The organism is Thalassobius sp. MITS945101, from assembly GCF_047123305.1.
Classification (GTDB): domain Bacteria; phylum Pseudomonadota; class Alphaproteobacteria; order Rhodobacterales; family Rhodobacteraceae; genus Thalassobius.
Map to the genome: position 1 here is coordinate 175,300 of NZ_CP138918.1, position 23,069 is coordinate 198,368.

General features: G+C 59.0%; 26 protein-coding genes, 1 tRNA gene and 1 pseudogene. 8 read left to right on the forward strand and 20 right to left on the reverse strand.

Translation table 11 applies throughout. The annotated features are described in order from the left end of the window. Positions 1-41: 41 nt before the first annotated feature. The 7 genes from SIC14_RS00855 to SIC14_RS00885 form a co-directional block, all read right to left on the reverse strand. Positions 42-932, reverse strand: coding sequence for a carbon-nitrogen hydrolase family protein (locus SIC14_RS00855; RefSeq protein ID WP_412563966.1), 891 nt, complete (start codon positions 930-932; stop codon positions 42-44). A 117-nt stretch (positions 933-1,049) separates the two neighbouring features. Next, positions 1,050-1,448, reverse strand: a complete 399-nt coding sequence (locus SIC14_RS00860) for a low molecular weight phosphatase family protein (RefSeq protein ID WP_412563967.1) — start codon at positions 1,446-1,448, stop codon at positions 1,050-1,052. Positions 1,449-1,516: 68 nt separating this feature from the next. Beyond that, positions 1,517-1,996 carry a UPF0262 family protein gene (locus SIC14_RS00865; protein ID WP_412563968.1) on the reverse strand — a complete coding sequence of 160 codons (480 nt, stop codon included), beginning with the start codon at positions 1,994-1,996 and terminating at the stop codon, positions 1,517-1,519. A gap of 110 nt (positions 1,997-2,106) precedes the next feature. Beyond that, positions 2,107-3,408, reverse strand: a complete 1,302-nt coding sequence (hisD, locus tag SIC14_RS00870) for a histidinol dehydrogenase (RefSeq protein WP_412563969.1) — start codon at positions 3,406-3,408, stop codon at positions 2,107-2,109. Between the two features lie 220 nt (positions 3,409-3,628). Continuing rightward, positions 3,629-4,099: a DUF2948 family protein gene (locus SIC14_RS00875; protein WP_412563970.1), complete on the reverse strand. Its 471-nt coding sequence runs from the start codon at positions 4,097-4,099 to the stop codon at positions 3,629-3,631. Beyond that, positions 4,099-5,364 carry a UDP-N-acetylglucosamine 1-carboxyvinyltransferase gene (gene murA / locus SIC14_RS00880; RefSeq protein ID WP_412563971.1) on the reverse strand — a complete coding sequence of 422 codons (1,266 nt, stop codon included), beginning with the start codon at positions 5,362-5,364 and terminating at the stop codon, positions 4,099-4,101. The genes SIC14_RS00875 and murA overlap by 1 nt, the downstream gene beginning before the upstream one ends. Beyond that, the gene (locus tag SIC14_RS00885; RefSeq protein WP_412563972.1) at positions 5,364-5,576 is read right to left on the reverse strand and encodes a hypothetical protein; all 213 of its coding nucleotides are present in this window, start codon (positions 5,574-5,576) and stop codon (positions 5,364-5,366) included. Before SIC14_RS00885 ends, murA begins: the two co-directional genes overlap by 1 nt. Before the next feature lie 115 nt (positions 5,577-5,691). Between SIC14_RS00885 and SIC14_RS00890 the strand changes: the two genes are divergently transcribed. Continuing rightward, a tRNA-Thr gene (locus SIC14_RS00890) sits at positions 5,692-5,766 on the forward strand. A gap of 234 nt (positions 5,767-6,000) precedes the next feature. Here the strand turns inward: SIC14_RS00890 and SIC14_RS00895 are convergent. Further along, a pseudogene (locus tag SIC14_RS00895) lies at positions 6,001-6,549 on the reverse strand (IS5/IS1182 family transposase); the annotation flags it as partial. 111 nt (positions 6,550-6,660) lie between these two features. On the opposite strand from SIC14_RS00895, the gene SIC14_RS00900 reads away from it, so the two are divergent. From SIC14_RS00900 to SIC14_RS00930, 7 genes are read left to right on the forward strand one after another with little or no spacing between them, the layout of a single operon-like run. Continuing rightward, entirely contained in the window at positions 6,661-7,530 is an 870-nt protein-coding gene (locus SIC14_RS00900; RefSeq protein WP_412563973.1) for a phosphate/phosphite/phosphonate ABC transporter substrate-binding protein, read from the forward strand. After that, on the forward strand, positions 7,523-8,353 hold the full coding sequence (locus tag SIC14_RS00905) for a phosphonate ABC transporter ATP-binding protein (protein ID WP_412563974.1): 831 nt from the start codon (positions 7,523-7,525) through the stop codon (positions 8,351-8,353). The genes SIC14_RS00900 and SIC14_RS00905 overlap by 8 nt, the downstream gene beginning before the upstream one ends. Beyond that, positions 8,346-9,152, forward strand: coding sequence for a phosphonate ABC transporter, permease protein PhnE (phnE, locus tag SIC14_RS00910; RefSeq protein ID WP_412563975.1), 807 nt, complete (start codon positions 8,346-8,348; stop codon positions 9,150-9,152). The genes SIC14_RS00905 and phnE (SIC14_RS00910) overlap by 8 nt, the downstream gene beginning before the upstream one ends. Next, the gene (locus SIC14_RS00915; protein ID WP_412563976.1) at positions 9,149-9,799 is read left to right on the forward strand and encodes a class I SAM-dependent methyltransferase; all 651 of its coding nucleotides are present in this window, start codon (positions 9,149-9,151) and stop codon (positions 9,797-9,799) included. Before phnE (SIC14_RS00910) ends, SIC14_RS00915 begins: the two co-directional genes overlap by 4 nt. Beyond that, positions 9,799-11,010: an alpha-D-ribose 1-methylphosphonate 5-triphosphate diphosphatase gene (locus SIC14_RS00920; RefSeq protein WP_412563977.1), complete on the forward strand. Its 1,212-nt coding sequence runs from the start codon at positions 9,799-9,801 to the stop codon at positions 11,008-11,010. Before SIC14_RS00915 ends, SIC14_RS00920 begins: the two co-directional genes overlap by 1 nt. A 7-nt stretch (positions 11,011-11,017) precedes the next feature. Further along, on the forward strand, positions 11,018-12,250 hold the full coding sequence (locus SIC14_RS00925) for an MFS transporter (RefSeq protein ID WP_412563978.1): 1,233 nt from the start codon (positions 11,018-11,020) through the stop codon (positions 12,248-12,250). Continuing rightward, on the forward strand, positions 12,210-13,025 hold the full coding sequence (locus tag SIC14_RS00930) for a sugar phosphate isomerase/epimerase family protein (RefSeq protein ID WP_412563979.1): 816 nt from the start codon (positions 12,210-12,212) through the stop codon (positions 13,023-13,025). Before SIC14_RS00925 ends, SIC14_RS00930 begins: the two co-directional genes overlap by 41 nt. Positions 13,026-13,084: 59 nt before the next feature. On the opposite strand, the gene SIC14_RS00935 is transcribed toward SIC14_RS00930, so the two are convergent. The 12 genes from SIC14_RS00935 to SIC14_RS00990 all read right to left on the reverse strand — a co-directional run bounded on the left by SIC14_RS00935 (position 13,085) and on the right by SIC14_RS00990 (position 23,069). Continuing rightward, entirely contained in the window at positions 13,085-13,711 is a 627-nt protein-coding gene (locus SIC14_RS00935; RefSeq protein WP_412563980.1) for a chloramphenicol acetyltransferase, read from the reverse strand. Then, a complete protein-coding gene (phnE, locus tag SIC14_RS00940) occupies positions 13,708-14,565 on the reverse strand; it encodes a phosphonate ABC transporter, permease protein PhnE (protein WP_412563981.1) in 858 nt (285 codons plus the stop codon). The genes SIC14_RS00935 and phnE (SIC14_RS00940) overlap by 4 nt, the downstream gene beginning before the upstream one ends. Then, positions 14,562-15,515 (reverse strand): phosphonate ABC transporter, permease protein PhnE, encoded by a 954-nt coding sequence (gene phnE / locus SIC14_RS00945; RefSeq protein WP_412563982.1) that lies wholly within the window; start codon positions 15,513-15,515, stop codon positions 14,562-14,564. The genes phnE (SIC14_RS00940) and phnE (SIC14_RS00945) overlap by 4 nt, the downstream gene beginning before the upstream one ends. Before the next feature lie 59 nt (positions 15,516-15,574). Beyond that, on the reverse strand, positions 15,575-16,495 hold the full coding sequence (gene phnD, locus SIC14_RS00950) for a phosphonate ABC transporter substrate-binding protein (RefSeq protein WP_412563983.1): 921 nt from the start codon (positions 16,493-16,495) through the stop codon (positions 15,575-15,577). Positions 16,496-16,528: 33 nt separating this feature from the next. Beyond that, entirely contained in the window at positions 16,529-17,332 is an 804-nt protein-coding gene (gene phnC, locus SIC14_RS00955; protein ID WP_058241638.1) for a phosphonate ABC transporter ATP-binding protein, read from the reverse strand. Between the two features lie 140 nt (positions 17,333-17,472). After that, a complete protein-coding gene (locus tag SIC14_RS00960; protein ID WP_412563984.1) occupies positions 17,473-18,654 on the reverse strand; it encodes an alpha-D-ribose 1-methylphosphonate 5-triphosphate diphosphatase in 1,182 nt (393 codons plus the stop codon). Next, complete coding sequence (locus tag SIC14_RS00965; protein ID WP_412563985.1) at positions 18,641-19,357, reverse strand: phosphonate C-P lyase system protein PhnL; 717 nt, start codon at positions 19,355-19,357, stop codon at positions 18,641-18,643. Before SIC14_RS00965 ends, SIC14_RS00960 begins: the two co-directional genes overlap by 14 nt. After that, a complete protein-coding gene (locus SIC14_RS00970; protein ID WP_412563986.1) occupies positions 19,354-20,151 on the reverse strand; it encodes an ATP-binding cassette domain-containing protein in 798 nt (265 codons plus the stop codon). The genes SIC14_RS00965 and SIC14_RS00970 overlap by 4 nt, the downstream gene beginning before the upstream one ends. Next, positions 20,148-21,062, reverse strand: coding sequence for an alpha-D-ribose 1-methylphosphonate 5-phosphate C-P-lyase PhnJ (locus SIC14_RS00975; protein ID WP_412563987.1), 915 nt, complete (start codon positions 21,060-21,062; stop codon positions 20,148-20,150). The genes SIC14_RS00970 and SIC14_RS00975 overlap by 4 nt, the downstream gene beginning before the upstream one ends. Further along, positions 21,059-22,114 (reverse strand): carbon-phosphorus lyase complex subunit PhnI, encoded by a 1,056-nt coding sequence (locus tag SIC14_RS00980; RefSeq protein ID WP_412563988.1) that lies wholly within the window; start codon positions 22,112-22,114, stop codon positions 21,059-21,061. Before SIC14_RS00980 ends, SIC14_RS00975 begins: the two co-directional genes overlap by 4 nt. Further along, positions 22,114-22,650, reverse strand: a complete 537-nt coding sequence (phnH, locus tag SIC14_RS00985) for a phosphonate C-P lyase system protein PhnH (RefSeq protein WP_412563989.1) — start codon at positions 22,648-22,650, stop codon at positions 22,114-22,116. Before phnH ends, SIC14_RS00980 begins: the two co-directional genes overlap by 1 nt. Further along, positions 22,650-23,069, reverse strand: coding sequence for a phosphonate C-P lyase system protein PhnG (locus SIC14_RS00990; RefSeq protein ID WP_412563990.1), 420 nt, complete (start codon positions 23,067-23,069; stop codon positions 22,650-22,652). Before SIC14_RS00990 ends, phnH begins: the two co-directional genes overlap by 1 nt.

Here is a 23,069-nt window from a genome sequence, read left to right on the forward strand (position 1 = left end):
GTTAGATGGTCCTATTTTACCAGATTTTCAAGGGGAAATCTCTATTTCACCCAAATGTGCTCTGGTTTTCCGTCGCGGCCTGCCTGTTCGGTCCAATGTGTCGCGTTCAGAACCTTGCCATCGGCCCGTGTCCGGCGGATCAGATCCAGGTCAATGTCGGCATAGGTCCAACCCGGCTGATCCATTGTGCCGGTGGCAATAATCCCGTCCGGCGGGAAGCCATTGTCGGGCGGACCAAAGACCGCACCCATGCCGGTGTTGACCTCCACCCCGTAAATCTCTGGCCTCTCGCCCACGACCGAAGCCATAACCGATACACATTGCCCTTCCAGTGCCCGCGCCATCGCGCCCAGCCGCACCCGCCAGTAGCCCTCCAGCGCCCCCGTACAAGAGGGCGCCAGAATCACCTCGGCCCCCGCCGCAACCAGGGCCCGGCCGATCAGGGGAAACTGGCTGTCATAACAGGTGAGGATGCCGAACTTGGTCTTCCCGGTCTCAAACAGTTTCAACGGGCCGCCGCCGCAAATCTCCAGATCGTCCCGTTCGAAACGGGTCATGATCTGCTTGTCCTGAAACGCAACCGTTCCGTCAGGGCCAAACACCGGCGCGCGATTAACCACTTTATCACTCAGATCCACAGGGGCAGAGCCGCCGATGATCATGACGCTGAAATCCTGCGCCAGCGCGGCCAGCACCGCGTTGGAACGATCAACCAGATCCGACACCGCCTGTGAGGACTGCAACCGGTCCCCTGCCACCGCAGGTCCGGCAAAAGACGCCAGTTCCATGGCGCCATATTCCGGAAACAAAAGAAGCTCCGCCCCCTGCCCCGCCGCCTCGGCCACCCAGCCGCACATCTTGGCCTCATATTCGGACCAGTCTTCAAACCAACTGAGCGGATAGGCCGCCGTGGCCACTTTCAAAGAGGACATTTCATCTTGCTCCAAATACTCTCGCCGGAGGCGTCCAGCAGTTGTCTCACGCTCTGATGGAATGATGCCCCCCGGAGGGCACAACAGGCAATCGCGCGACAGATCCGAACGTGCCGGTCACACCCCGTCGCGGGGTGGTCCCCAGCGGGCGATCAGCCGGTTTACGATCTGGTCACGGCTGTGGCGGTAGGCGTCCAGCTTCTGGTTGCGGTTTTCCCCCAGGCCTGCCGGATCGTCGATCGGCCAATATTCCACATCCAGATGGAACACCCGTGTCAACGCTTCGGCTTGGGCTTTGCTGGTCGGGGTCAGGGCCACAATCAAATCGAAGGAGGACAGGTGGTCACCGTATTCGTGCAGCTCTTCAAACCCGCGGGATTGGTGGCGCGACAGTTCCACCCCCAACTCTTCACAGACCGAGATGGCAAACCCGTCGATGTCCATGTCGCCTTTGACACCCGCCGACTGCACATAGGTGCCGGTGCCATAGAATTTCTTCATGATGCCCTCCGCCATCGGAGAGCGCACCGAGTTGTGGTCGCAGCAGAAGAGAACAGACTGGGGAAGCGTCTCAACCAATGCGCTCACCCTCCAAAATGCAAGACGCAAATCAGGGTAAACAGGCGCCGGGCGGTGTCCAGATCAATCTCGGCCTTGCCTTCCAGCCGTTCCTGCAACACCCGCGCACCTTCGTTGTGAATACCACGGCGCGCCATGTCGATGGTTTCAATCTGGCTGGGCGGCATGTTTTTCACCGCGTCAAAGTAGCTTTCGCAGATCGCCCAGTAGTCTTTGACCACCTGCCGGAAAGGCGACAGCGACAGGTGGAACTCCGCCGCTTTTTCTGCCGCTTCGGTCTGAATATCAAAGACCAGACGTTTGTCCTTGATCGACAGGTCAACATGGTAAGGCCCCTCGGCCACCACGCGGTCCTCCCGTTTGGGCAGGGTAAAGCTGTTGTCCTCCAGTAGGTCGAACATCGCCACTTTACGCTCCTGCTCGATCTCGGGCGTGGGCGGCGGCAGATTGCGGTCATCCAGAACGATGTGGCTGATACGGGACATTGGGCATTTCCTAACTACTGCCAGAATGGGTAGCGCACCCAATGTCCTATGAAAACCCCCTTTGCCGCAGCGCGGCACTTCTGCATGGGGCGTTGCCCCAACGCGCTGTTTTACTCGTTCAGCGTTTTGAGTCGTGCCGTGACCGACAAGCCATGCGCCTGCAGGCTTTCTGAGGTCGCCAGAACCTCGGCCGCGGGACCGATGGCTTGCAAGGCGGCGGGCGTCATTTTGGCCAGCGTGGTGCGTTTGACAAAATCCATCACGCTGAGACCACTGGAGAACCGCGCCGAGCGCGCCGTTGGCAGCACGTGGTTCGGGCCGCCGATATAATCGCCAATGGCTTCGGGTGTCCAACCTCCCAGGAAGATGGCACCGGCGTGGGTGATCTTTTCCGCCAGCGCGTCCGGATCTTCAACGCACAGCTCCAAATGCTCGGGCGCAACCCTGTTCGACAGCGCGGCTGCCTGATCAAGATCCGCAACCAGCAGCACAGCGCCAAAGTCCTGCCAAGACTTGCCAGCAATAGCGCGGCGTTCCAGCGTTTGCAGCTGTTTCTCTACCTCGGCCACCACAGCCTCCGCCATCGCGGGGCTGTCAGTAATCAGGATCGACTGGGCGCTTTCGTCGTGTTCAGCCTGGCTCAGCAGGTCCAGTGCGATCCATTCAGGATTGGCGTGCTGATCGGCAATGACCAAAATCTCGGAAGGGCCAGCGATCATGTCGATGCCTACCTTGCCAAACACCCGCCGTTTGGCCGCCGCCACAAAGGCGTTGCCGGGGCCGGTGATTTTGTCCACCGCCGGAATGCTCTCGGTGCCATAGGCCAGTGCGGCCACAGCCTGCGCGCCACCAATGCGATAGATCTCATCCACGCCAGCCAGTTGCGCCGCCAGCAGAACCAGCGGGTTGGCCACACCATCCGGTGTCGGCACCACAATCGCCAACCGCTCAACCCCTGCCACCTTGGCCGGGATTGCGTTCATCAATACAGACGAAGGGTAAGAGGCCAGACCGCCCGGCACATAGAGCCCCGCCGCCGACACCGGCGTCCAACGCCAGCCCAGCTGCGCCCCTGTGTCTTCTTCCCAGAGCATATCTTCGGGCATCTGTTTGGCGTGATAGCTGCGGATCCGTTCTGCCGCTAGTTCCAGCGCCGCACGTTCCGCGTCAGACACCTGTGCCACCAGATCGGCGACCTCGGCCTCCGAGAACCGCAGGGTCTCTGGCGTCAGCTGCAATCGGTCGAACTTTGACGTCAGTTCAATCACCGCCGCATCACCGTGGGTGCGGACATCATGAATGATACCGGCAACCACATCGTCCACATCGGGGCTGTCTTCGCGCTTGGCGCTCAGCAAAGTGGCAAACTGGGTGTCGAAATCCGCGTCATTCGCGTTCAGAAATACAGGCATGGTCCCTCCGGCTCTTGGCTGAGGACATACAAGGGCGCGCCGCAACCCTCAAGCACCGCTTCCGCTTTGTCGCCCAGACGTGACGCCGCAGCCGCAGATTGACGGCAAAGGCCGAGGGGGGGGGCGCTGCCCCCTTGGGTGAAATCAGGGATTTCCCCCAATTCCCCCGGAGTAGTTTCAGCAAGATGAAAGGGTCGCCACTGCAGGTTGCGCCAATCCTTTAGGCGCCGTGGTCCGGGGTATTGCCCGACGGGGCGCGGTAAGGGCGCGTGACATCGCGCAACGACAGCTCTAGTGCTTCGACCTGCACACGGATCGCGCCGTCGCCCGCCAGGGTCAGCTCCAACATGCCATCGGCGTCCGCCCCCGGCTGCCAGTCGATAGAAAGCAGCGACAGGATCATTTCTTTGTCACTGCGATCAATGCCTTGCGAGGCCACTTTCTGCACGTTGTCGATAACCAACACCGACTGGACCCGTTCCGCGCCATGGCGGTCACGGCCGCCATCTTCCCAGCGGAACCGGTTCAGCAGCAAGGCAAAGCGCCGCTCGGACGCCTGCCAGCGCATTTCGCCCACCGGAAACACCGCATCCTGCGCCAAAGCGGAGAGGACTTTCAGATCGTCGGCATCAAAAGCGCCGAGGTTCAGCGGTTTTTCCTGACCGTCTTCGAAACGCGCGTCGTCCTGCATCAGCCTTTGACCCGTTCAATTTTGGCACCCAACGCGCCCAGTTTCTCTTCCACCCGCTCGTAACCACGGTCCAGATGGTAGACACGGTTCACGATGGTTTCGCCTTCGGCTGCAAGCCCTGCCAGAATCAATGAGACCGAGGCGCGCAGATCGGTTGCCATCACCGGCGCACCTTTCAGGCGTTCCACCCCATGTACGGTGGCGGTGCCGCCCTGAACCTCAATCGAGGCCCCCATACGCATCAGTTCGGGCGCATGCATAAAGCGGTTTTCAAAGATCTTTTCTTCCAGCACTGCGGTGCCTTCGGCGGTGCACATCAGCGCCATCATCTGCGCCTGCAGGTCGGTGGGGAAGCCCGGGAAGGGTTCGGTGACCACATCCACCGCCTTCACGCGGCCGTTTTTGCGCGCCACTTTCAAGCCTTTTTCGGTTTCCTCAACCGAAATGCCTGCCGCATCCAGTTTTTCGCAGAACGCTTCCAGCAGATCGATTCGCCCGCCCAGCAATTCCACTTCGCCACCACAGATCGCCGGCGCCAGCATATAGGTGCCCAGTTCGATTCGGTCAGTAACAACCGGATGCGTCGCGCCATGCAGACGGTCCACCCCCTGAATGGTGATGGTCGAAGTGCCCTCGCCCTCGATCTGCGCGCCCATCTTGCGCAGGCAATGCACCAGATCCACGATCTCCGGCTCCCGCGCGGCGTTTTTCAGCACCGTGGTGCCCTTGGCCAGCGTCGCCGCCATCACAACGTTTTCTGTTGCCCCAACCGAGGCAAAGCGCAGCTCATGGGTCGCGCCCTTCAGACCGCCGGGGGCCTTGGCGTGAAGATAGCCGTCTTTCAGTTCAATCTCGGCGCCCAGCGTTTCCAATGCGGTGATGTGAATATCCATCGGGCGGGCGCCAATGGCACAGCCGCCGGGCAGCGACACAATCGCTTCGTGTTCCCGCGCCAAGAGCGGCCCCAGAACCAGGTTCGAGGCCCGCATTTTGCGTACAATTTCATAGTCTGCCTTGGTGGTGGCAATGGTGTGGCTCGACAGTGCCAGCACCTGACCATCCTGCATCGAGGTCACTTCCGCCCCAAGCGAACGCAGCAGTTCCGACATGGTTTTGATATCGGACAGACGAGGCGCATTGGTAAGCGTCAGCGGCTCATCGCTGAGCAGCGTGGCTGGCATCAGCGTCAAACAGGCGTTTTTCGCCCCCGCAATGGGAATCGCGCCGTTCAGCGGGCCGTTGCCCGTTACAATAATCGAATCCATCAATCCTGCCCCTTTTCCGTTTTTTCCGCGCTACGATGGGCCTGGCCACTGAATCGGGCCTGCGGCTCCCCCGTGTCGCTGTCCTCTGCAGACGCGCGCGCTTTTGCCTGTGTCTTCCGACGAGCCATATTGGCCTTCAGCGCCGCCTTCAATCGGTCCTCGCGCGCATCTGGCTTTTTAGGCTGTTTCTTGCTGTTTGAATTCTCGCTCATGGAAGTTTCTTACATGAGGGCGAAAAAACCGTCCACTACCCCCTTGCGCCCGGATTCTTGTTTGGCTAAAAGCCGCCTCACAGTCGAGACGACACACCGCAACGACTGACCCGGCGCTGCTGTAGCTCAGAGGTAGAGCACTCCCTTGGTAAGGGAGAGGTCGAGAGTTCAATTCTCTCCAGCAGCACCATAAATTGGCAAAACCTTCCTTCAAACCAACGCCGTATCTCGAAGTGTGATCTCCAGTTCACCTCTCAGACCACCCGTTGAGTATTGTCTGATGGGCAGCACAGATTCGGTCGCCGGAGTTTTTCTGCCGACTCACAAACCTGATGTAATAGACAGGCCTTGGCCCCAATGCACTTACCTTGGTAGTTGGATGTTAATTTAATCGGCAGCGCCCAGGATCAGGACTCATCAAGTCTCAAAGCCAGAAGATGACGATGGCTGAGAGGAAACTTTTGGGCACCAGTCACAGCGGGTCGCCACACCCCGCCAGTCCTCTAGACGGCCGAACACACTCTCGATCCGAGAGTGAAGTTCGCTACGGCGCTTGTCATATTTCACCGCTATCTTCCGCTGTTTCCGACCGGAGATACAGGCCATATCCCCTGGTTTTCCAACGCTGTCCAGAACCAATCAGCGTCATTTCCCGGTCTCCGCGCAGCCAGCTGACGCTCGACTGGCTACTCAGCAGTGTCCGCGCACCGATTTAGTCGCCAACTTGTTCGGCAGAAACAAAAGTGGCAGCTCGGGAGGTCCTGACTGTCGCAGATAGCATGTAGTTTGGCCCTCTCTCTCGGCTGATTTGTGCGCAAATCGTCTACCGGGCAATGGTTCATGCTGATTTTGGTGCGCCCGATCAGGCGTCCAAGCCCCCTTTTTGACGCCCAGACTGGGCGCCGTGCGATGTGCTTTTCAGCTCGGTCGCATCAATCATAACCGAATTCTCTTCGCCGTGATCGGCAGCCAAACTGAAGCCACTGCCCACTTCATAGGCCGTTTCATCAAACTTTCGCACTTGGGTCACCTGGGTTTTGTGTTTCGCGGAAATCATTCGGATGAATTTCATCTGGAGGAAGCAATGAAACTCAAATCTGTTGTGCTGGGCCTTGGCCTTGCGGCGGCGTCTGCGATTGCAGTTGCGGCTGATACTTGGAAATTAGCGGTCACCGATGTCGAAGGCTTGGAGCGTCTGCAGCTGGAGTGGGGACCGTTCAAAGAAGCGCTGGAAACGGCTACCGGCGAGAGCTTTGAATTTTTTGCGGTAAATTCGCGCACGGCCGCCGCCGAAGCGCTGCGCGCCAAGACCGTCGATTTCGTTGTGTCTGGACCGGCCGAATATGTCGTGATCAACAAGCTGACCCAGGCAACTCCGCTGATCGGTCTTGGTCGTCCTGATTACCACTGTGCAATCGTTGTGCGCGCCGACAGCGGCATCAGCACCGTTGCTGACCTGAAAGGCAAAAAGGTTGCCTTCGGTGACATTGGGTCAACTTCGAACATGCTGTGCCCGATGCAGGTGCTGGCCGATTACGGTCTGGATCCTATCAACGACATCGAGAAAACCCACACCTCGCGCAACATTGCACATGAAGCGCTGAAAGCGGGCGATGTAGATGCGCTGGGATCAAATGCCGGCTCGTGGTTGAACGTGCGTAACAAAGAAACCGATCTGCCTTATGGTTTCTTCAAGATGCTGGCGCGGTCTGGTGATCTGCCAAACGACATGATCATGGTCGGCGCCCATGTGCCTGCCGAGAAGGCCGAAGAGGTCAAAACAGCCATCCTGGAAAACAAAGACGCCGTGATCGCAGGGATCACCGCCCATGAAGAAAACGACAAATATGTCGGCATGGATCTGGTTGCCATCGAAGACAGCGCCTACGACTACGTGCGCTCGATGTATTCCAACGCGGGCTTCCCGCAGTTCGACAACTTTATCGGTGACTGATCTTCGGACAGACACACCACCGCTGTCAAAAGGGGTGGATCAGGCCGGGGCGCAGACCAGCGCCCCGACCTTTCACGCATTGCAGGACCATGATGTCAAGGCGAGTGGCCTCACCAAGTCCTTTGGCCAAAACGAAATCTTCAAGGACGTCAGTTTCCGGCTGGTCCGGGGCGAAGCGGTGGCGCTTGTTGGGGGGAACGGCACCGGAAAATCCACACTGTTGCGCTGTCTGCTGGGGTTGATCCCGGTTGATGCTGGATCCGTCCAAATGCTGGACCATGACATTGCATCGGCCAACCGGGCCGCCTTGCGCGCCCTGCGGGCGCAGACGGGTTTGGTTGCGCAAAAACATAACCTTGTCCCACGCCTGTCCGTTCTGACCAATGTGATCCACGGTTTTCTGGGACAACACAGTGGGCCGCGGTACTGGTCGCAAAGCTTCGCCCCGGCGCAGGCCCGGTTGGCCGCGATGGAGGCGCTGGACAAGGTGGGCCTAGCCCATCTGGCCAGCCGCCGCGCCGATCGCCTGTCTGGCGGGCAGTCCCAGCGTGTGGCCATTGCCCGTGCCTTGGTCGCACGGCCGCGCCTGTTGATTGCCGACGAACCCTGCGCCTCCCTCGACCCGTCGGCGGGTGAAGAGATCATGGCGATGTTCTTCGATCTGGTGCGCCGTGAGGGGGTAACCGTCGTCTTTACTTCACACCATATCAATCATGCCTTGACCTATGGCGATCGGGTTCTTGGACTGGCTGAGGGCCGCCTAAAACTTGACGCCACCGCAGCCTCTCTGGCCGCGTCTGACCTAAGAGGTCTTTATGACTGACCTACCGCTACCCGCCCGCTATCAACGTCCCTCAGCCCTGTCCTTTCTGGGCTATGCCTTAGGTATCTTCCTGTTTTTCTGGGCCCTGAACGGTGCAGGATTTTCGTTGGAGAAGGTCCTGTCGTCGCCGCCTAGGTTTGCTGATTTTGCCGCCCGCGCCTTTCCGCCAAATCTGGAACCAAAGGTTCTGGAACGTCTGGGATGGAAAATGGTGGAAACCCTGCAGATTGCCTTTGCGGGCGCTGCAATTGGCGTGATCTTGTCCCTGCCTGTGGCGCTGTTGGCGGCGCGGGGGCTTGTCGTGGGGCGCATCACCAGCACGGTGACCCGCACCGCGCTGAGCTTCATCCGCGCGGTACCTGACATCGCCTGGGCACTGGTTTTTGTGGTCGCCGTGGGGCTTGGCCCCTTTGCCGGGGTTCTGGCGATTATGATCGACACGATCGGGTTTTGTGGCCGCTTTTTCGCAGACGACATGGAAGCCGTTGAAAAAGGCCCCGCCGAGGCCCTGACCGCAACGGGTGCGCGCAAGCTAGACATCGCTGCCTGCGCAACCTTGCCAGCCTCAGCCCCGGCCTTTGTCTCGACATCGCTTTTTGCTCTGGAAAAGGCCGTCCGCTCCTCAACCATTCTGGGTTTGGTCGGCGCAGGCGGTATCGGGATTGAGCTGAAGGTGGGGTTTGACCTGTTTGACTATCCAACGGCCATGACTGTCATCTTGATGATAGCTGTTGTGGTTATCCTTATCGAAGCGCTGAGCACTTGGGCGCGTAAAAAGATCATTGGGGAACAACGATGAAAGCAGATACCGCAGACCAGCATTGGAATGATCAGTGGGCTGAGATTGAGGACAATAGCAAATGGTTGCGCCCTGAAGCTGATGTGATGCGTTGGGCGGCTGAGTTTGCACCGGGGTCCTGCGTTCTGGATCTGGGCGCAGGTGTGGGGCGACACGCCTTGGCGCTGGCCGCAAAGGGGCATCCGGTCACAGCCCTGGACGCCGCGCCCGAAGGCCTGTCTGCCATCGACGCGGCGGGCGCTGAGGTCACGACCGTTCTGGGCCGGATGGACCAGCTGCCGTTTGAAGATCGCAGCTTTGAACACCTGCTCAGCTGGAACGTGATCTATCATGGTGATGAAACAGTTCTGCTGAACACCATCAACGAAATTCGCCGGGTTCTGAAACCAGGCGGCACGTTTCTGGGCACCATGCTGTCAAAACGGCGCCTGCCCTTTGAACAGGCTAAGTACTCGGGCCGCGAAATCAGCCGAAATGCCTGGGTCTTTGACGCGCCCGGCACAGATAAGATCCACCCGCATTATTTCTGCAACGCCGCTGAACTGCTCGCGTTGTTTTCCGGATTTGAAACGCTCTGGCTGGAAGACCGTGAGCACGACAAACCCGGATCCTACCATTGGCACCTGAAGATGGAGCGCCTCTCCTAATGACGACTTATACATTTGTTGGTGCAGAAGTGTATCTGCCCGGCGGCATCGAAGACACCACTGTAACCATCAGCGACGGCCACATTGTTGAGATCGGCGGTGCCGTGCAGGGCGACGTAATCGACGCAACAGACAAGATCCTTGCCCCCGCCTTGATCGATGTGCATGGCGACGCATTTGAACGGCAACTGATGCCGCGCCCCGGCGTGTTTTTTCCAACAGATGCTGCTGTGATCGACACCGATAGACAGCTGGCAGCAAACGGGATTGCAACAGCCTATCACGCCATCACGCTCGGCTGGGAACCGGGCCTGCGCGATGTGGCGCGCGGCAAAGAGCTGATGCAGGCTATGCAAACACTGGCACCGCGACTTCTGGTAGAAAACCGTGTGCAGCTGCGCTGGGAAACCTTCGCCTTTGAGGCGCTGGACACCATCGAATGGGCGCTGGCCGGTCCCCTTACCCCCTCAATCGCTTTCAACGACCACACCTCGATGACGATGCGTGCCTATGACGTGCCAATACAGGAACGCCCCTTTGAGCTGTCGCCGGATTTCTCCATCGCCTCGCTGGATGATGCGCGGATGAAACAGCGCACCGCGTCCAAGGCAAAACGCGCGGGCCTGTCAGAGGATGACTATATCGCCCAGCTTGGCAAGGTCTGGGAACGGCGCGGCGATGTGCCCAACAAGATCGCGGATATCGCTGCACTGGGGCGCGCTGCCGGGGCACCGATGTTGTCGCATGACGACACCCGCGCCGAAACCCGCAGCTATTTCCGAGGCTTGGGCGCGCAGGTCGCCGAGTTCCCGATGGTTCTGGAAGCGGCAGAGGCCGCGCGGGTAAACGGTGACCTGATCGTCTTTGGTTCCCCGAATGCCGCGAGAGGGGGCAGCCACATTGGGTCACTTGGGGCGGGGGACATGGTCGAAGCCGGGCTTTGCGATGTTCTGGCCTCTGACTATTTCTATCCGGCAATGCTGTCTGCCGTTGCACGACTGGATACAGAAAAACGCGCAGAACGTCATGAGTTGTGGCGTCTAGTCTCCTCAGGGCCAGCGCAGGCGATGGGGCTTGACGATCGCGGTGATATTACACAGGGCAAACGTGCGGATCTGGTGCTGGTGGATTGGCCCGAGGCTCAAGCCCCTGCGATCCAAGGCACTTGGGTAGGAGGACGTTGCGCCTACCAAGGTCGCCCGACAGGATAATCCCTGCATGATTAGATGGAATCCAGATTACCTGCCGGCAGTTGGCCTGGGCCTAACCCAAATCGTGGGTTACGGCACCTTGATGTATGCCTATGCGGTCTTGCTGCCGCATATGGCGCGGGATCTGGGTTTGTCGCTTTCAATGGCGTTTGGCATCCTCTCGCTTGGCTTGTTCTTTGGCGGTGCGGTTGCCCCGCTATCTGGCATGCTGGTCGATAGGTTCGGCGGCCGCTGGGTCATGACCATCGGCTCAGCGCTCGCTGGGCTTGCTGTGATGTCGCTAAGCCTTGTCACCAATGCCTATGGGCTGTTCGCTGCTATTCTTTGCGCCGAAGCGGCAGGGATGCTGGTGCTTTACAACGTGGCCTTTGCCAGCGTTGCCCGACTTGACCTGAAACTGCCAACACAGAAATCCATTTCAGTGATCACGTTGTTTGGCGGGATTGCATCGACCATCTACTGGCCATTTGCACTGTGGCTTTTCAATTGGCAGGGCTGGCAGACAACCTGGATCATCCTGGGGGTAACGCTGCTGATCATCTGCGTACCGCTGCACGCAATCTGCCTGTCACATCCGCTGAAAGACCACGGTGAGGCCAGCAATGCTGCGCGCACAGGCGGGCCCGAACTCCAGGGTGCAAGCCGCAAGCGTGGCATGTTGTGGATGGTGATATCTTTTGTCTTTAGCGGCTACCTCATGGGGGCAGTCATGACCCTCTGGGTGACCAATGTACAGGACCTTGGACACACAGCGGCCCATGCGGCCCTGGCCGGCGCTGTAATCGGCCCCTTCAAAACAGTTGGCCGCTTTTTTGAGATGTTGGTTAGTCGCAACATGTACCCGCTGATCACCTATGCCCTCAGCCTAGGGCTGATGCTGGCGGGATTTGTGACTCTTTTAACGCTGGGGTTTACCCTGACGGGCCTAATGATCGCCGCGGCACTCTATGGCATGGGTGACGGGATCAAAACCATAGCCAGGGGTACGCTGCCTTTGGCCCTGTTTGGGGCCAAAGGCTATGGCGCACGGCTGGGCTGGATATCCGTCATCATCCTAGGACTGAACGCCTCTGCCCCATTCGTCTTTGCATGGCTCACACAAAGTTTCGGTGGTTGGTGGTCCTTTGCGGCCATGACCGCCTGCCTATGTCTGGCCATCGCCACATTTGTTTTGATCCCTGACCCAAGGAAACGACACCATGACACCGTTAAAGATCGGCGCCTGTCTGACGGCAGCTGAAATCGCTGACCACCGCGATTGGTTGTTTGATGCCGATCGCGACATCGAGCTTCAGGATTTTGGCAGCCATGCTGCGCTGAACCATGAGTTTGAGGACCGTATCGCCGCTGCCCGCAAAGCGTTGCAAGGACACAAAGGGCGCCTCGGTCTGCACGGCCCTTATGAGGGTTTGGATATGGACAACAAAGACCCCGAGCTACGCCCGTTCATCACGGCGCGGTTCCTAAAGGCGGTGCAAGCCGCCGATCACATCGGAGCGCGTCAAGTTGTCCTGCACTCGCCCTTTACCCGGTGGTATCAGTTCAACAGGTTGGCCAAACCGAATTACTGGGACGGCAAGCTGGCCCGCATCCACGCCGTCATGACCCCGGTCGTAAAGGCCGCCGAAGACCTCGGCGTCACATTGGTCATTGAAAACATCCAAGATGTTGACCCGGCCAGCCGCCGCGCGATGGTCGACAGCTTTGGTTCAGCTGCGGTGGCTCTGTCGATCGATACCGGCCATGCCCATCTGGCCAGGCGCATGTCAGATGCTCCTCCGGTGGATTACTTCGTCCGTGACGCCGGGCGTCAGCTGAAACATGTGCATTTGCAGGACCTTGACGGCCACGCAGACCGCCATTGGGCCCCAGGCGAGGGGGAGATTCACTGGCAAGAAGTATTCCGCGCCTTAAGCGAGTGCCCTTCTGAACCTCATCTGGTGCTAGAGCTGCACCGAAAAACCGACATCCCGCGAGGGTTTGCCTATCTCAAAAATCTAGAGCTGGCCTGTTGAGCTAGGGTACACGACTTGCCCTATCCCGCAGTGACCGCTGCGGGATGGGGTTCTGAAAGCTACCGGTACTTTTCAATGAAGGCGTCAATGGACAGGGCGCGGATGTCCGGTAGGGCCGCTTTGTAAGTATCGCGGTCCCAATCCCAGACCGCGATGTCCTGCAGGGCCTCAGCCTGTTCTACGCTGAACCTGCGCTTGATGAACCGTGCAGGTACGCCGCCAACCACCGTGTAGGGCTCCACATCGTGGGTCACAACGGCCCCTGCCCCGATCACCGCACCCGTCCCGATGCGCACACCGGCCGTTACCGTCACGCCGTGGCCGATCCAGACATCATGGCCGATATTCACCCAATGATCCTTGCGCCAGTCAAAGAAATCGTGATCGTCTTCCCCAAACCCGTAGGCTTCGGCGCGATAGACGGAATGATGCTGCACAGCGCGCCAGGTGGGGTGATTGCCGGGGTTGATCCGGGTGGCATTGGCGATGGAGCAGAACTTGCCAATCGTGGTCCAGACCACGTGGCAGTTTTGGGTGATGTAGGAATAATCCCCCATCTGCGCGGACTTCATCACCGTGCCCTTGCCCACCTCTGTCCATTGGCCAAGGTCACAGTCGGTGACATTGGCCAATGGATGGATGGTTGGGGCCTCGGACAGACGTTTTTTGGATCCTGCTCCGCTCATTTTGCGCCGTCCCATTTGCCGATGATGCGTTGACGGATCAGACCTGAGAGGTAATCGATCAGATAGACCATCGCGATAATCAAAAAGATGATCGACCAGGCTTCGTCCCATTTATAGGCCGCGATCCGGTCCGAAAGCAGGAAACCAATCCCCCCGGCTCCCACAATCCCCAGGATCGTGCCCGAGCGGACGTTGGATTCGAAGTTGTACAGCAGGATCGACAGGATCACCGGATTGACCTGCGGGGCAATGGCGTAGCGGATCTGCTGCAAACGGGATCCACCTGAGGCCTTGACGCCATCGACGGGCTTTTTCGATGTGTTCTCAATTGCTTCGGAAAACAATTTGGCAAAGGTGCCGATTTCTGAGACCGCAATCGCCAGGATGCCCGGCAACGGCCCAAGACCAAAGGCGCGGATAAAAATCAGCGCAAGGATCAGGGTTTCAAAGGCACGGATCACATCATAGCCCCGGCGTGTGGTTTGACGCAGCAGGCCAAAGCGGTTGATGTTCTTGGCCCCCAGGAACGACAGTGGAAAGGCCACGATCGCCCCCAGTAGCGTGCCAAGGAAGGCAATCGCCAATGTCTCCCCCAATCCGTTCAGAACCTCGGAAAAGTCGCGCCAATTGTCCCAGACATGGGGCGGGAACATGAAGCTGAGAACCGTGCCAAGACGCCCCATTCCCGTCCAGATCCTTTCAGGACTGAAATCAAAGGCCCAGAGGCAATAACAGAACAGCCCGATAAACCCGGCCCAAAGCGCCACCCGGCGCAGCCGCACCGGCAAAGGCGCCTGAAAGGCCAGCGGCACACGCTCTTTGGCTGCGGCGATCTCTTTTGCTGTAAGGGTCATACCCGTTCCTCCAGGCCGATCACGCGATGGCGCAGTTTCTCTGAACCGTAGTCAATGATCACAACTGTCACGAAGATGATGATGAAAAGTGCCGATAGGTCGGTGTATTCCTGAAAGGACATCGCAGTGCGCAACTCCTGCCCCAGCCCACCGGCGCCGACGTAGCCAATGATCGAACTGGCCCGCACGTTGATTTCAAACCGCAGCAGGGTGTAACTCAGGATGTTCGGCAAAACCTGCGGCACGGCCCCGTAACGGATCTGGTCAAACCAGCTGCCGCCCGCGGCCTTCACACCTTCAAGGGGGCGCATATCGATGTTCTCATTCACTTCGGAGTAGAGCTTGCCCAAAGCCCCCGTTGCATGAAGTCCAATTGCCAGCACGCCAGCCATTGGCCCAACTGAGAAGCAGAAAACGAAAATCAGCGCCCAGACCAGCTCCGGCACAGTGCGCGCGATTTCCAAGTAGCGGCGGGTGATCCACAACACCCATGTGTTAGGTGCCAGATTACGTGCAGCGGGAAAGGACAACAGGAACCCGCCAATCACCCCAAAAACCGTCGCCATGAAGGCAATTAGGATGGTTTCAAACAGCAGGTTCATCCAGATCTTCCAGCGCCAGAACCAATTGGCCAGATCTGCCCCCAGACTGTCCCAATGCAGGGTCGGGATGGTCTGCGAAATGTATTCCCCCAGCCGCGGCAGACCCGCCGGAATGATCCAGCGCCAGTCCCGCGATCCGTCAGGCAGGGTGATCTGCGTGACCTTGAAGAAATCGCCCAACCAACTGGACAGCGCAAAGAGGATCAGGAACAGCGTGGTTCCCAAGGTCCAGTTGCGCAGAGAACGGCGGCGCTGCGCGGCGAAGGCGCGCTCGAATTCAGCAAGGGTTTCTGCGCCACTGCCAGAAGCAGCCGCTGCACCCGCTGACAGATCAGCAGACATGGTCATGAAAGGTCTTCCCAACAAAGAAAAAGGGAGGGCCGCAGCCCTCCCTCCAGATCGCTAGATTAGCTGTTGCCGCGACGTGCGGCCTTGATCCAGGCGCGCATGTCAACAATCCACTGGTAGCGTTCAGCGTCCACGCGGGTGAAGCCAACCTTGTTGTTGTCATCTTCCGGGTCATAAGACGAGTACAGCTTGAAGCCTTCGGGATCTTCGGTCGGGAAGGTTTCGATGACGGCGGTCACCTCTTCGATCATCTCGGCAGGCAGGTTCTTGCGGAAGGTCCACGGGCCGGTTGTGATTTCCGGGCTCTGCCAGATTTTGCAGATTTGACCGGGTTCGATCATGCCTTTGGCTTCCATGCGCTGATAGATGCCGTTCACGTCATTGTTCTGATAGGTCGAAGCGGTGTCAAAAGTGCCGTTGTAAACGCCCTGCACGTCCGCTTCGTGGCTGCCGCCAAAGGTTACGGTGCCAAAGTGCTCTTCCGGCTTGAAGCCCTCTTTGTTGACCATGTTCCAGTAAGGAACCGCATAGCCCGAGGTCGAGTCCGGGTCGGCAAAGGCGTGAACCTTGCCTTTGGCATCTTCCAGCGAGGTGATGCCCGAGTCACAGCGGGTCACAACGATCGAGTAATAGCCGGTGGTGCCGTCTTTCTTGATGTCGGTGAGGGTGGGCACAACGCCACCTTTGGTCGCGGTGTAAGCCGCAGCGTAGGAAGAGGAGCCAAGACGCGCGATTTCGATCTGATCGGCGGCCAGCGCCTGGATCACGCCGTCATAGTTGCCTGCGGTGAAGATCTCGACTTCGATACCCAGCTTTTCTTCCAGGTATTTTTCCAGCGGCGTGTAGCGCGCGATCCGGTCTTTTTCGTTCTCGCCCGACAGAACGCCGAACTTCAGAACCTGATAATCGTCTTTCCAACCATCGGCCATAGCCGGGGCTGCGATGAGAGCCGCAAGAGCGGTGGCAGTGATAAAACGCATGTGGATGTCCCCTTGTTCGCGTTTTCGGAAGCGTTAAGCTGGCACGGGTGTGCGGATTGCAGTGGAGGTGACGGCTTCGTTGAATTCTCTCAGCCCCTCGAGGCCATAGATGTCGCGGACGACATCGTCGGTCAGCTGTGCAGCTGTCCCGTCAAAGAACACGCGTCCCTGGCGCATGGCGATGATGCGGTCGCAATACGCACGGGCGGTGTCGAGGGTGTGCAGATTGACCAGAACGGTGATCCCATCCTCGCGGTTGATGGTCTTAAGCCCATCCATAACGAGGGTGGCATTTGCCGGATCCAGTGAAGCGATGGGTTCATCGGCCAGCATGATCTTTGGCTGCTGCACCAGCGCTTTGGCGATGGCGACACGCTGCTGCTGCCCGCCTGACAAGGTGCCCGCCCGCTGCAAGGCCTGTGGCACCAGATCCAGACGGTCCAGCGCCTGAATGGCCATTGCGCGCTCTTCATCGGAAAACCGCATTGCCATCGAGGACAGGAACCCATGTTCGGCCAGCCGCCCGATCAACACATTGGTCAGAACATCCAGACGTTCAACCAGATTGAACTGCTGGAAAATCATCGCGCAGTCACGCCGCCACGCCCGCAGCGCCTTGCCCTTGAGGGCGGTAATGTCCTTGCCGTCAAACAGGATTGACCCTTCGGTCGGATCGGCCAGCCGGTTGATCAGCCGCAACATTGTGGACTTGCCGGCGCCGGACCGGCCAATCACGCCGACGAACTGGCCGGGGCGAATATTCAGCGTGACATTGTCCACAGCACGGGTGTCACCAAAATGGCGAGATACGGCTTGCAGGGATAGCTCAGAACTCATCTCAATCGCTCCGGATCAATTCATTCGAATGTTTCCAGAGCTTTCTATGCGTCCAAACTAACGGCCAACGAACAATTGGGTGACGCTGTTTTGATTGTTTTATGACCCAACCGTGACAGGCGGCTCAGCCTGCAACCCGCTCATGCAGGTTGCAGTTTTGGCTGATCAAAAAGAGCAACATCGCCCACTGAATGCACGAACCGCCCGGCCCGCATTGTGGCTGTAACGCGCGGCATCTTCCCCGTTTGAACAAAGGCAAGGTCCGCCAACAGACCCGGTTTGATCTCCCCCCGGTCTGTCAGGCCCAGCGCCTTGGCGGGGTTGCGCGTCACCAGCGCCATTGCGCCGGGCAACCCAGCAGGATCGCTTTGCGCCAATGTCATCACCGCCGTCAGCATCGCCCCCGGATGATAGTCCGAGGCCAGAATATCCAGCAGCCCGTTTTCATGCGCCAGACGCGCCGACAGGTTGCCCGAATAACTTTGACCGCGCATTGCATTTGGTGCGCCCATGGCTGTCATCATGCCCCGTTCCGCACCGATCTCAGCAGCTTCCAGCGTGACCGGGAACTCACTGATCACCGCGCCGATGTCCGCCATCAGATGCGATTTCTCGCGGGTGTCATCGTCATGGCTTGCCAGCGCCACTGAGCCAGCCCGGCACAGATCCGACACGGCCTTGAGGTTGCTCAGAATGACCTCTTGCGGTCGACTGCGCTCTGCAATTCTGGTGGTGACAGTCTGCCGGGCCTGGGTTTCAGACACGCCCTCACGCTTTGCAAGCTGGCGAATATGTTGCTCCAGATCGCGATACTGCCCCTGCCCCGGCGTGTGATCCATGACCGAAACCAGATCAACCTGCCCATCCCGGATCAGATCGCGCAACACCTCGACGGCATTGTCGAAAGTGATATCGAAGCGGGCGTGAATGCGGTGATCCACGGCGCAGTGATCGCGCAGCGCATGCAGGCTGCGGATCACCTGACTGGTGTGCTCAAATGAACGCCGTTCGCCACTGCGCACCCCGCGAGAGAAGCTAACAGCCGCATAGGCCGTTGTGATCCCAGAGGCCGCAAGCCGCGCGTCCAGATGGGCCAGGGCCACCTCCATCGGGAAATCGACATTTGGCCGCGGTTCCAGCTCGACCTCAATCATGTCGCCATGCATGTCAATGAACCCGGGCGTCACCAGGACACCACCGCAGTCGATGCCAGTGTCCACGGGGGTTTCGCGCACCTCGGCAATGCGATCCCCATCGATCCGCAACGCCCCGCTGATGATCACCCGATACGGTAAAACAAGTGACAGATTAGACAACCACATCTTCGCGCTCCTCATTTTCCAGACCTGGTGTCAGGTCGATCACACGGTCAATCAGCTGGGCCACATCATCAGGATGATGAAACACACCGATCATCGCAGTGCCGGCCGCCTTTAGCTCCTTCAAGCGCGCAACTAACGCGGCGCGCGCTTTCACATCCAATGAGGCGGTCGGCTCATCCAGCAGCAACAGTTTCTGCGGCAGGATCAGTGCCCGTGCCAGATTGACCTTCTGCTGTTCCCCGCCTGAGAAGGTCGTCGGGTAAGCCCGCCACAAATCGCCCTTCACGCCAAATTCCGCCAGCCATTTGCGTGCCTCCTGCAGGGCAGCCTCAGCAGAATGGCCCGCCAACCGCAGAGGTTCCGCCACCAGAGCCTCGGCAGAGACGCGGGGGCGTGCGACAAGAAACTGGGTGACGAACCCGATCTCCTCACGCCGCAACAGGGTGATATCCACATCTGCCGCCCGCAAGAGGTCAATCGCCCCATGGTTCGAGTGGAAAATCACCTGTCCCGCCTGCGCGATGTAAGACCGGTAAAGCGTGCGCAGCAGCGTCGATTTCCCGGCGCCGTTTTGGCCTTTCAGCAGCAGGAATTCGCCAGCCTTCAGATCAAAAGAGATCTGATCAAAGGCCGCCAAGTGATTGCCCAGATGATGCATCGTGAAGCCTTTGGTCAGGCCCTGAACTTCGAGAACGGTTGTCATAGCTTTGCGTGCACCAGTTGTTGCGTATAGGCATGTTGCGGGTCTTGGAAAATCTGATCGGCCAGTCCGGCCTCCACCACTTCGCCACGGCGCATAACCATCACACGATCCGCCAGCGTGCGGATCACCCCAAGGTCATGGGAGACGATCACCATGGTGATTTTGCGGTCCTGTTGCAGCTGTTTCAGCGTGTCCAACACAAGGGCCTGAACGCTGACGTCCAGCCCGGTGGTCGGTTCATCCAGAAGCAACAGCGCAGGTTCCAAAGCAATCGCCTTGGCCAGTTGCACACGCTGTTGCATCCCCCCTGACAGTTCGGCCGGGGGCGCATCCAGACGGTCCAGTGGAAATTCCGATACCTCCAGCGCATCGCTGGCTTTTTCGCGCAGGACTGCAAAGCGGCGCTCCCCGGCAACCAGCAGGCGTTCGGCCACATTGCCTGAGGAGGAGTGTTTCATCAGCAGTCCCAGATGCGGGTTCTGATAGACAATCCCAATCCGCGTTGCACAGAGCATCCGGCGGGCAAACCGGTCCAGATCGAACAGATTGCCTTCAACCTCGGGCAGGTCCAGCGTGTAGCTGCCACTGTCAGGTGTTTCTTCCAGATTAAGCATCCGCAGAAAGGTCGACTTCCCCGATCCGCTTTCGCCGACAATGCCCAGTACTTCGCCCGGGAACACCTCGGCTGAAACATCCCGCACCGCCTGAACCGCTCCGTATGTCTTGCTGACGTTCTGCGCCCGCAGCAGCGGTGCGGCTTTCACCAGTGTGGGTGCATCTATCGTGATGGTCATGACGACATCTCCCCGTCGGTGTACCAGGTTTCGCCAAACTCAACGGGCGCACCTTCGGCCTGTTTGATGGTTTTGACGCCGAATTCACTGTCCGAAATCTCATAGGTGGACGATCCGTCATCCTGCGGAATTTCGTTCATAAAGAACCCTTTGGCACCAGAGCGATTACAGGTCAGATCCCCATGGTCTTCAACTTTGTAAGGCACATCGTCAAAGACCAGCGGTTCAACCCGTGTGAAGGGCGGCACCGCATGGATACGTTTTTCACGCCCGGCTGAAAGGATGGTCAGATGTTTGGCCATATGAAGTTTCGGCACATCCCAGCGCGGGATCGGCGAGGGTGTCATCACGTGGCGCCCGTTCACCAGTGACGGGTAGCTTGCCCCCTGCATCACCCGGCCTGAGCGCACGATCTGTTCATAAAGCTGCAGCCACATACGGCCATAGTCAGCATCCGCATGCATTTGCCGCGCGATCGACATATTGGGCTGCACCGGGCGCAGGGGTTCGGGGTTAGGCACCTGCAACACCAGCACCTGATCCTCACGCAGCTTTTCTTCGGGGATGCGGTGGCGTGATTGGATCAGATCCGCCTCTAGCGTGTCCAATGTCGTCGGGGCGCCGGACACCCGCGCCAGAAAGCGGCGGATTGAGGCGGCATTAACGGAATCATCGGCCCCCTGATCGATCACCTTGACCCGTTTGGACGGGTTCATCAGCGTCAATGACACTTGTAAGCCCCCGGTCCCCCAGCCGCGCGCCATTGGCACCTCGCGACTGGCATAGGGCATTTGGCAGCCGGGCACTGCCACGGCCTTAAGCATCTTACGCCGGATCTCGCGCTTGGCCGAGGCATCAAGGAAACCATAGCTCATCGGCTCCCAGTTTTTGGTCAATGTCGCAAGGCTCATTCGGCTGGCTCCTTCCGGGATGCGGCTTTCGCTTTGGCGTCCCGCATTGCGTCCAATGAAGATTGGAATGTAACGTAATGGGGCAGTTTGAAGTGGATACAGAAGCCCGAGCTTTCGACACCTTCGGTGTGGTAGATGAAGAACTCTTCTTCGGTGGCAGATCCTTTTTCGGCGCCAGCGCTGTTCAGATCCAAAGTTGCGGCTGAGATGCATTTGACCTCATTCCAGCCCAGCGTGGCAGCAAACCCCAACTCCAGCTTTTCGCCTTTCTTGGACACCACTTCGGCTTGGCTCACCTTGACCCGACCCGCTGAGAACGCGGTGCCATTGGGGTGGCGCACCATGATATCGGCCTCAGCAAGGCGCAGCTCATTCACAGTGGGATGGGCCTGCCCGTAACCACGCATCGCCGCATAACCAAGCGCCAGAGCGCCGCCTGTTTCAGCACGGGCCAGGCTTTGCAGAGTATGTGCTCGCTTGGCTGGAAACAGCAACGGTTCACGGGTCACATCCGGGATATCTTCGGGTGCGGTGTCATCAACAGGCGGCAGGTCCACCAGATCGTTTTCCGCCTGCCATGCTGCAACTGAGGGCTGATAGGCCGGTGCCGGCTGTGCCGCAGGCTCCACCTCCGCCGGCTTGAAGGAAAGCCCGTTTAAAACATCAGTGGCCAAAATCCGGTGCGAGTAATCCAGTGTTGGCCCCAAGACCTGTCCACCTGGAATATCCTTGAACGCCGCCGAGATCCGGCGATGGGTAAACAGCGCCTCCTGCGCGATGGGATCAGCAACCTGCAAACGCGGCTGCGTCGTGCGCCAGGCCCGCAGGACCAGAACGGCCTCAAGCAACTCACCGCCGGTTTGGGCGAGGGCCAAGGCAGCCAGATCCTCATCATAAAGCGACGCCTCGCCCATCACCCGGTCAATCAGATAGGGCATGGCCGCTTTTATTTCGGCCACGCGAGCATCGGTGATTTCGCCCATTTCAGCACGGAACAAACGTTCTGCTTGTTCAATTGCACGTTCACCGCCACGGGTTGCAACATAGGCCATTACAGCACCTCCACTTGGGTGGAGCGCGGCATACCCAGCACCCTATCCCCATCCACCAGAAATAGATCAAACCCCATCGGATAGCGGATCCGCTGCCGCCGCAGCTCCCAAAAACCCTCGGGCAAGCCACCAACGTTGACCTCAGCCACGGTTTCGATCCCCGGCCCTGTCAGGCGCAGCTTTGGGCCTTGTCCAAGCACCGCGCGCACCACAAGGGTTGCGCCATCATCGGGGTAAAGGTCACTGCCCAGATCAAGGCCGTTCACAACGTCCAAATCCTGCAGAACACCCACAAAAACATGGTCGGCCGCGGGCAAATCGGCGACAATCGCCCCGGTCGTAAGAACCATCGGCATCAACAGCGGGTCGGCACAAAAGACGCGGCATTCACGATCCAGTAGCGCCTCAATGATCGGCGCTTCGCCAGGTTGAGGCAGCGTCTGGATAACACCCGGTCGGCTCAGTGCTGTCAGCAAGGCGTCGAAGGCGTGGTTCGAACGGCTCTCCGCCTCGGAGGGAATGGGTATCGCGGTCATCAGAATGTCTCCATATCGACGCGGGTGGCTTCAACCTGACAAAGGCGCACGTGGTCTTCCGCCGCCTGTGTGCGCTGCTCGGCGTCAAGGAAGGCCTGACACTCCGCGACCGCGACACCGCTCTGCATGGCCGCATCGATCAGGGCCATGGCCATGGCCGCTTCAAGATCGCGACCGCGGCGCATGCCGTAACCTTCAATGTCATCGCATGTGATATGCGCCTCACTGACCAGCGCCTCACCAAGGTGAAAGGCTGTGCCCTGCGCCGTGTCGCGCATGGGCAGCATGACCAGACCGGTCTGGCTTTTCAGCACGTCGACGTCGCCCAACAGGGGGATCAGCGTTTCCGCAAAAGGCTTTATCGCCTCCGCTCCGCTTCTTGCCAAAATGCTAAGGTGTGAGGAGTGAGGCGTTTCCAT

Excerpts from the sequence above, each read along its gene's own strand:
- murA (WP_412563971.1), bottom strand. The coding sequence starts at position 5,364 with ATGGATTCGATTATTGTAACGGGCAACGGCCCGCTGAACGGCGCGATT.
- phnE (WP_412563981.1), bottom strand. The coding sequence starts at position 14,565 with ATGACCCTTACAGCAAAAGAGATCGCCGCAGCCAAAGAGCGTGTGCCG.
- SIC14_RS00900 (WP_412563973.1), top strand. The coding sequence starts at position 6,661 with ATGAAACTCAAATCTGTTGTGCTGGGCCTTGGCCTTGCGGCGGCGTCT.
- phnD (WP_412563983.1), bottom strand. The coding sequence starts at position 16,495 with ATGCGTTTTATCACTGCCACCGCTCTTGCGGCTCTCATCGCAGCCCCG.
- phnE (WP_412563982.1), bottom strand. The coding sequence starts at position 15,515 with ATGACCATGTCTGCTGATCTGTCAGCGGGTGCAGCGGCTGCTTCTGGC.
- SIC14_RS00865 (WP_412563968.1), bottom strand. The coding sequence starts at position 1,996 with ATGTCCCGTATCAGCCACATCGTTCTGGATGACCGCAATCTGCCGCCG.
- SIC14_RS00965 (WP_412563985.1), bottom strand. The coding sequence starts at position 19,357 with ATGACAACCGTTCTCGAAGTTCAGGGCCTGACCAAAGGCTTCACGATG.
- SIC14_RS00860 (WP_412563967.1), bottom strand. The coding sequence starts at position 1,448 with ATGGCGGAGGGCATCATGAAGAAATTCTATGGCACCGGCACCTATGTG.
- phnH (WP_412563989.1), bottom strand. The coding sequence starts at position 22,650 with ATGACCGCGATACCCATTCCCTCCGAGGCGGAGAGCCGTTCGAACCAC.
- SIC14_RS00875 (WP_412563970.1), bottom strand. The coding sequence starts at position 4,099 with ATGCAGGACGACGCGCGTTTCGAAGACGGTCAGGAAAAACCGCTGAAC.
- SIC14_RS00920 (WP_412563977.1), top strand. The coding sequence starts at position 9,799 with ATGACGACTTATACATTTGTTGGTGCAGAAGTGTATCTGCCCGGCGGC.
- SIC14_RS00915 (WP_412563976.1), top strand. The coding sequence starts at position 9,149 with ATGAAAGCAGATACCGCAGACCAGCATTGGAATGATCAGTGGGCTGAG.
- hisD (WP_412563969.1), bottom strand. The coding sequence starts at position 3,408 with ATGCCTGTATTTCTGAACGCGAATGACGCGGATTTCGACACCCAGTTT.
- SIC14_RS00960 (WP_412563984.1), bottom strand. The coding sequence starts at position 18,654 with ATGTGGTTGTCTAATCTGTCACTTGTTTTACCGTATCGGGTGATCATC.
- SIC14_RS00885 (WP_412563972.1), bottom strand. The coding sequence starts at position 5,576 with ATGAGCGAGAATTCAAACAGCAAGAAACAGCCTAAAAAGCCAGATGCG.
- SIC14_RS00975 (WP_412563987.1), bottom strand. The coding sequence starts at position 21,062 with ATGAGCCTTGCGACATTGACCAAAAACTGGGAGCCGATGAGCTATGGT.
- SIC14_RS00980 (WP_412563988.1), bottom strand. The coding sequence starts at position 22,114 with ATGGCCTATGTTGCAACCCGTGGCGGTGAACGTGCAATTGAACAAGCA.
- SIC14_RS00990 (WP_412563990.1), bottom strand. The coding sequence starts at position 23,069 with ATGGAAACGCCTCACTCCTCACACCTTAGCATTTTGGCAAGAAGCGGA.
- SIC14_RS00935 (WP_412563980.1), bottom strand. The coding sequence starts at position 13,711 with ATGAGCGGAGCAGGATCCAAAAAACGTCTGTCCGAGGCCCCAACCATC.
- SIC14_RS00855 (WP_412563966.1), bottom strand. The coding sequence starts at position 932 with ATGTCCTCTTTGAAAGTGGCCACGGCGGCCTATCCGCTCAGTTGGTTT.
- phnE (WP_412563975.1), top strand. The coding sequence starts at position 8,346 with ATGACTGACCTACCGCTACCCGCCCGCTATCAACGTCCCTCAGCCCTG.
- phnC (WP_058241638.1), bottom strand. The coding sequence starts at position 17,332 with ATGAGTTCTGAGCTATCCCTGCAAGCCGTATCTCGCCATTTTGGTGAC.
- SIC14_RS00925 (WP_412563978.1), top strand. The coding sequence starts at position 11,018 with ATGATTAGATGGAATCCAGATTACCTGCCGGCAGTTGGCCTGGGCCTA.
- SIC14_RS00970 (WP_412563986.1), bottom strand. The coding sequence starts at position 20,151 with ATGACCATCACGATAGATGCACCCACACTGGTGAAAGCCGCACCGCTG.
- SIC14_RS00930 (WP_412563979.1), top strand. The coding sequence starts at position 12,210 with ATGACACCGTTAAAGATCGGCGCCTGTCTGACGGCAGCTGAAATCGCT.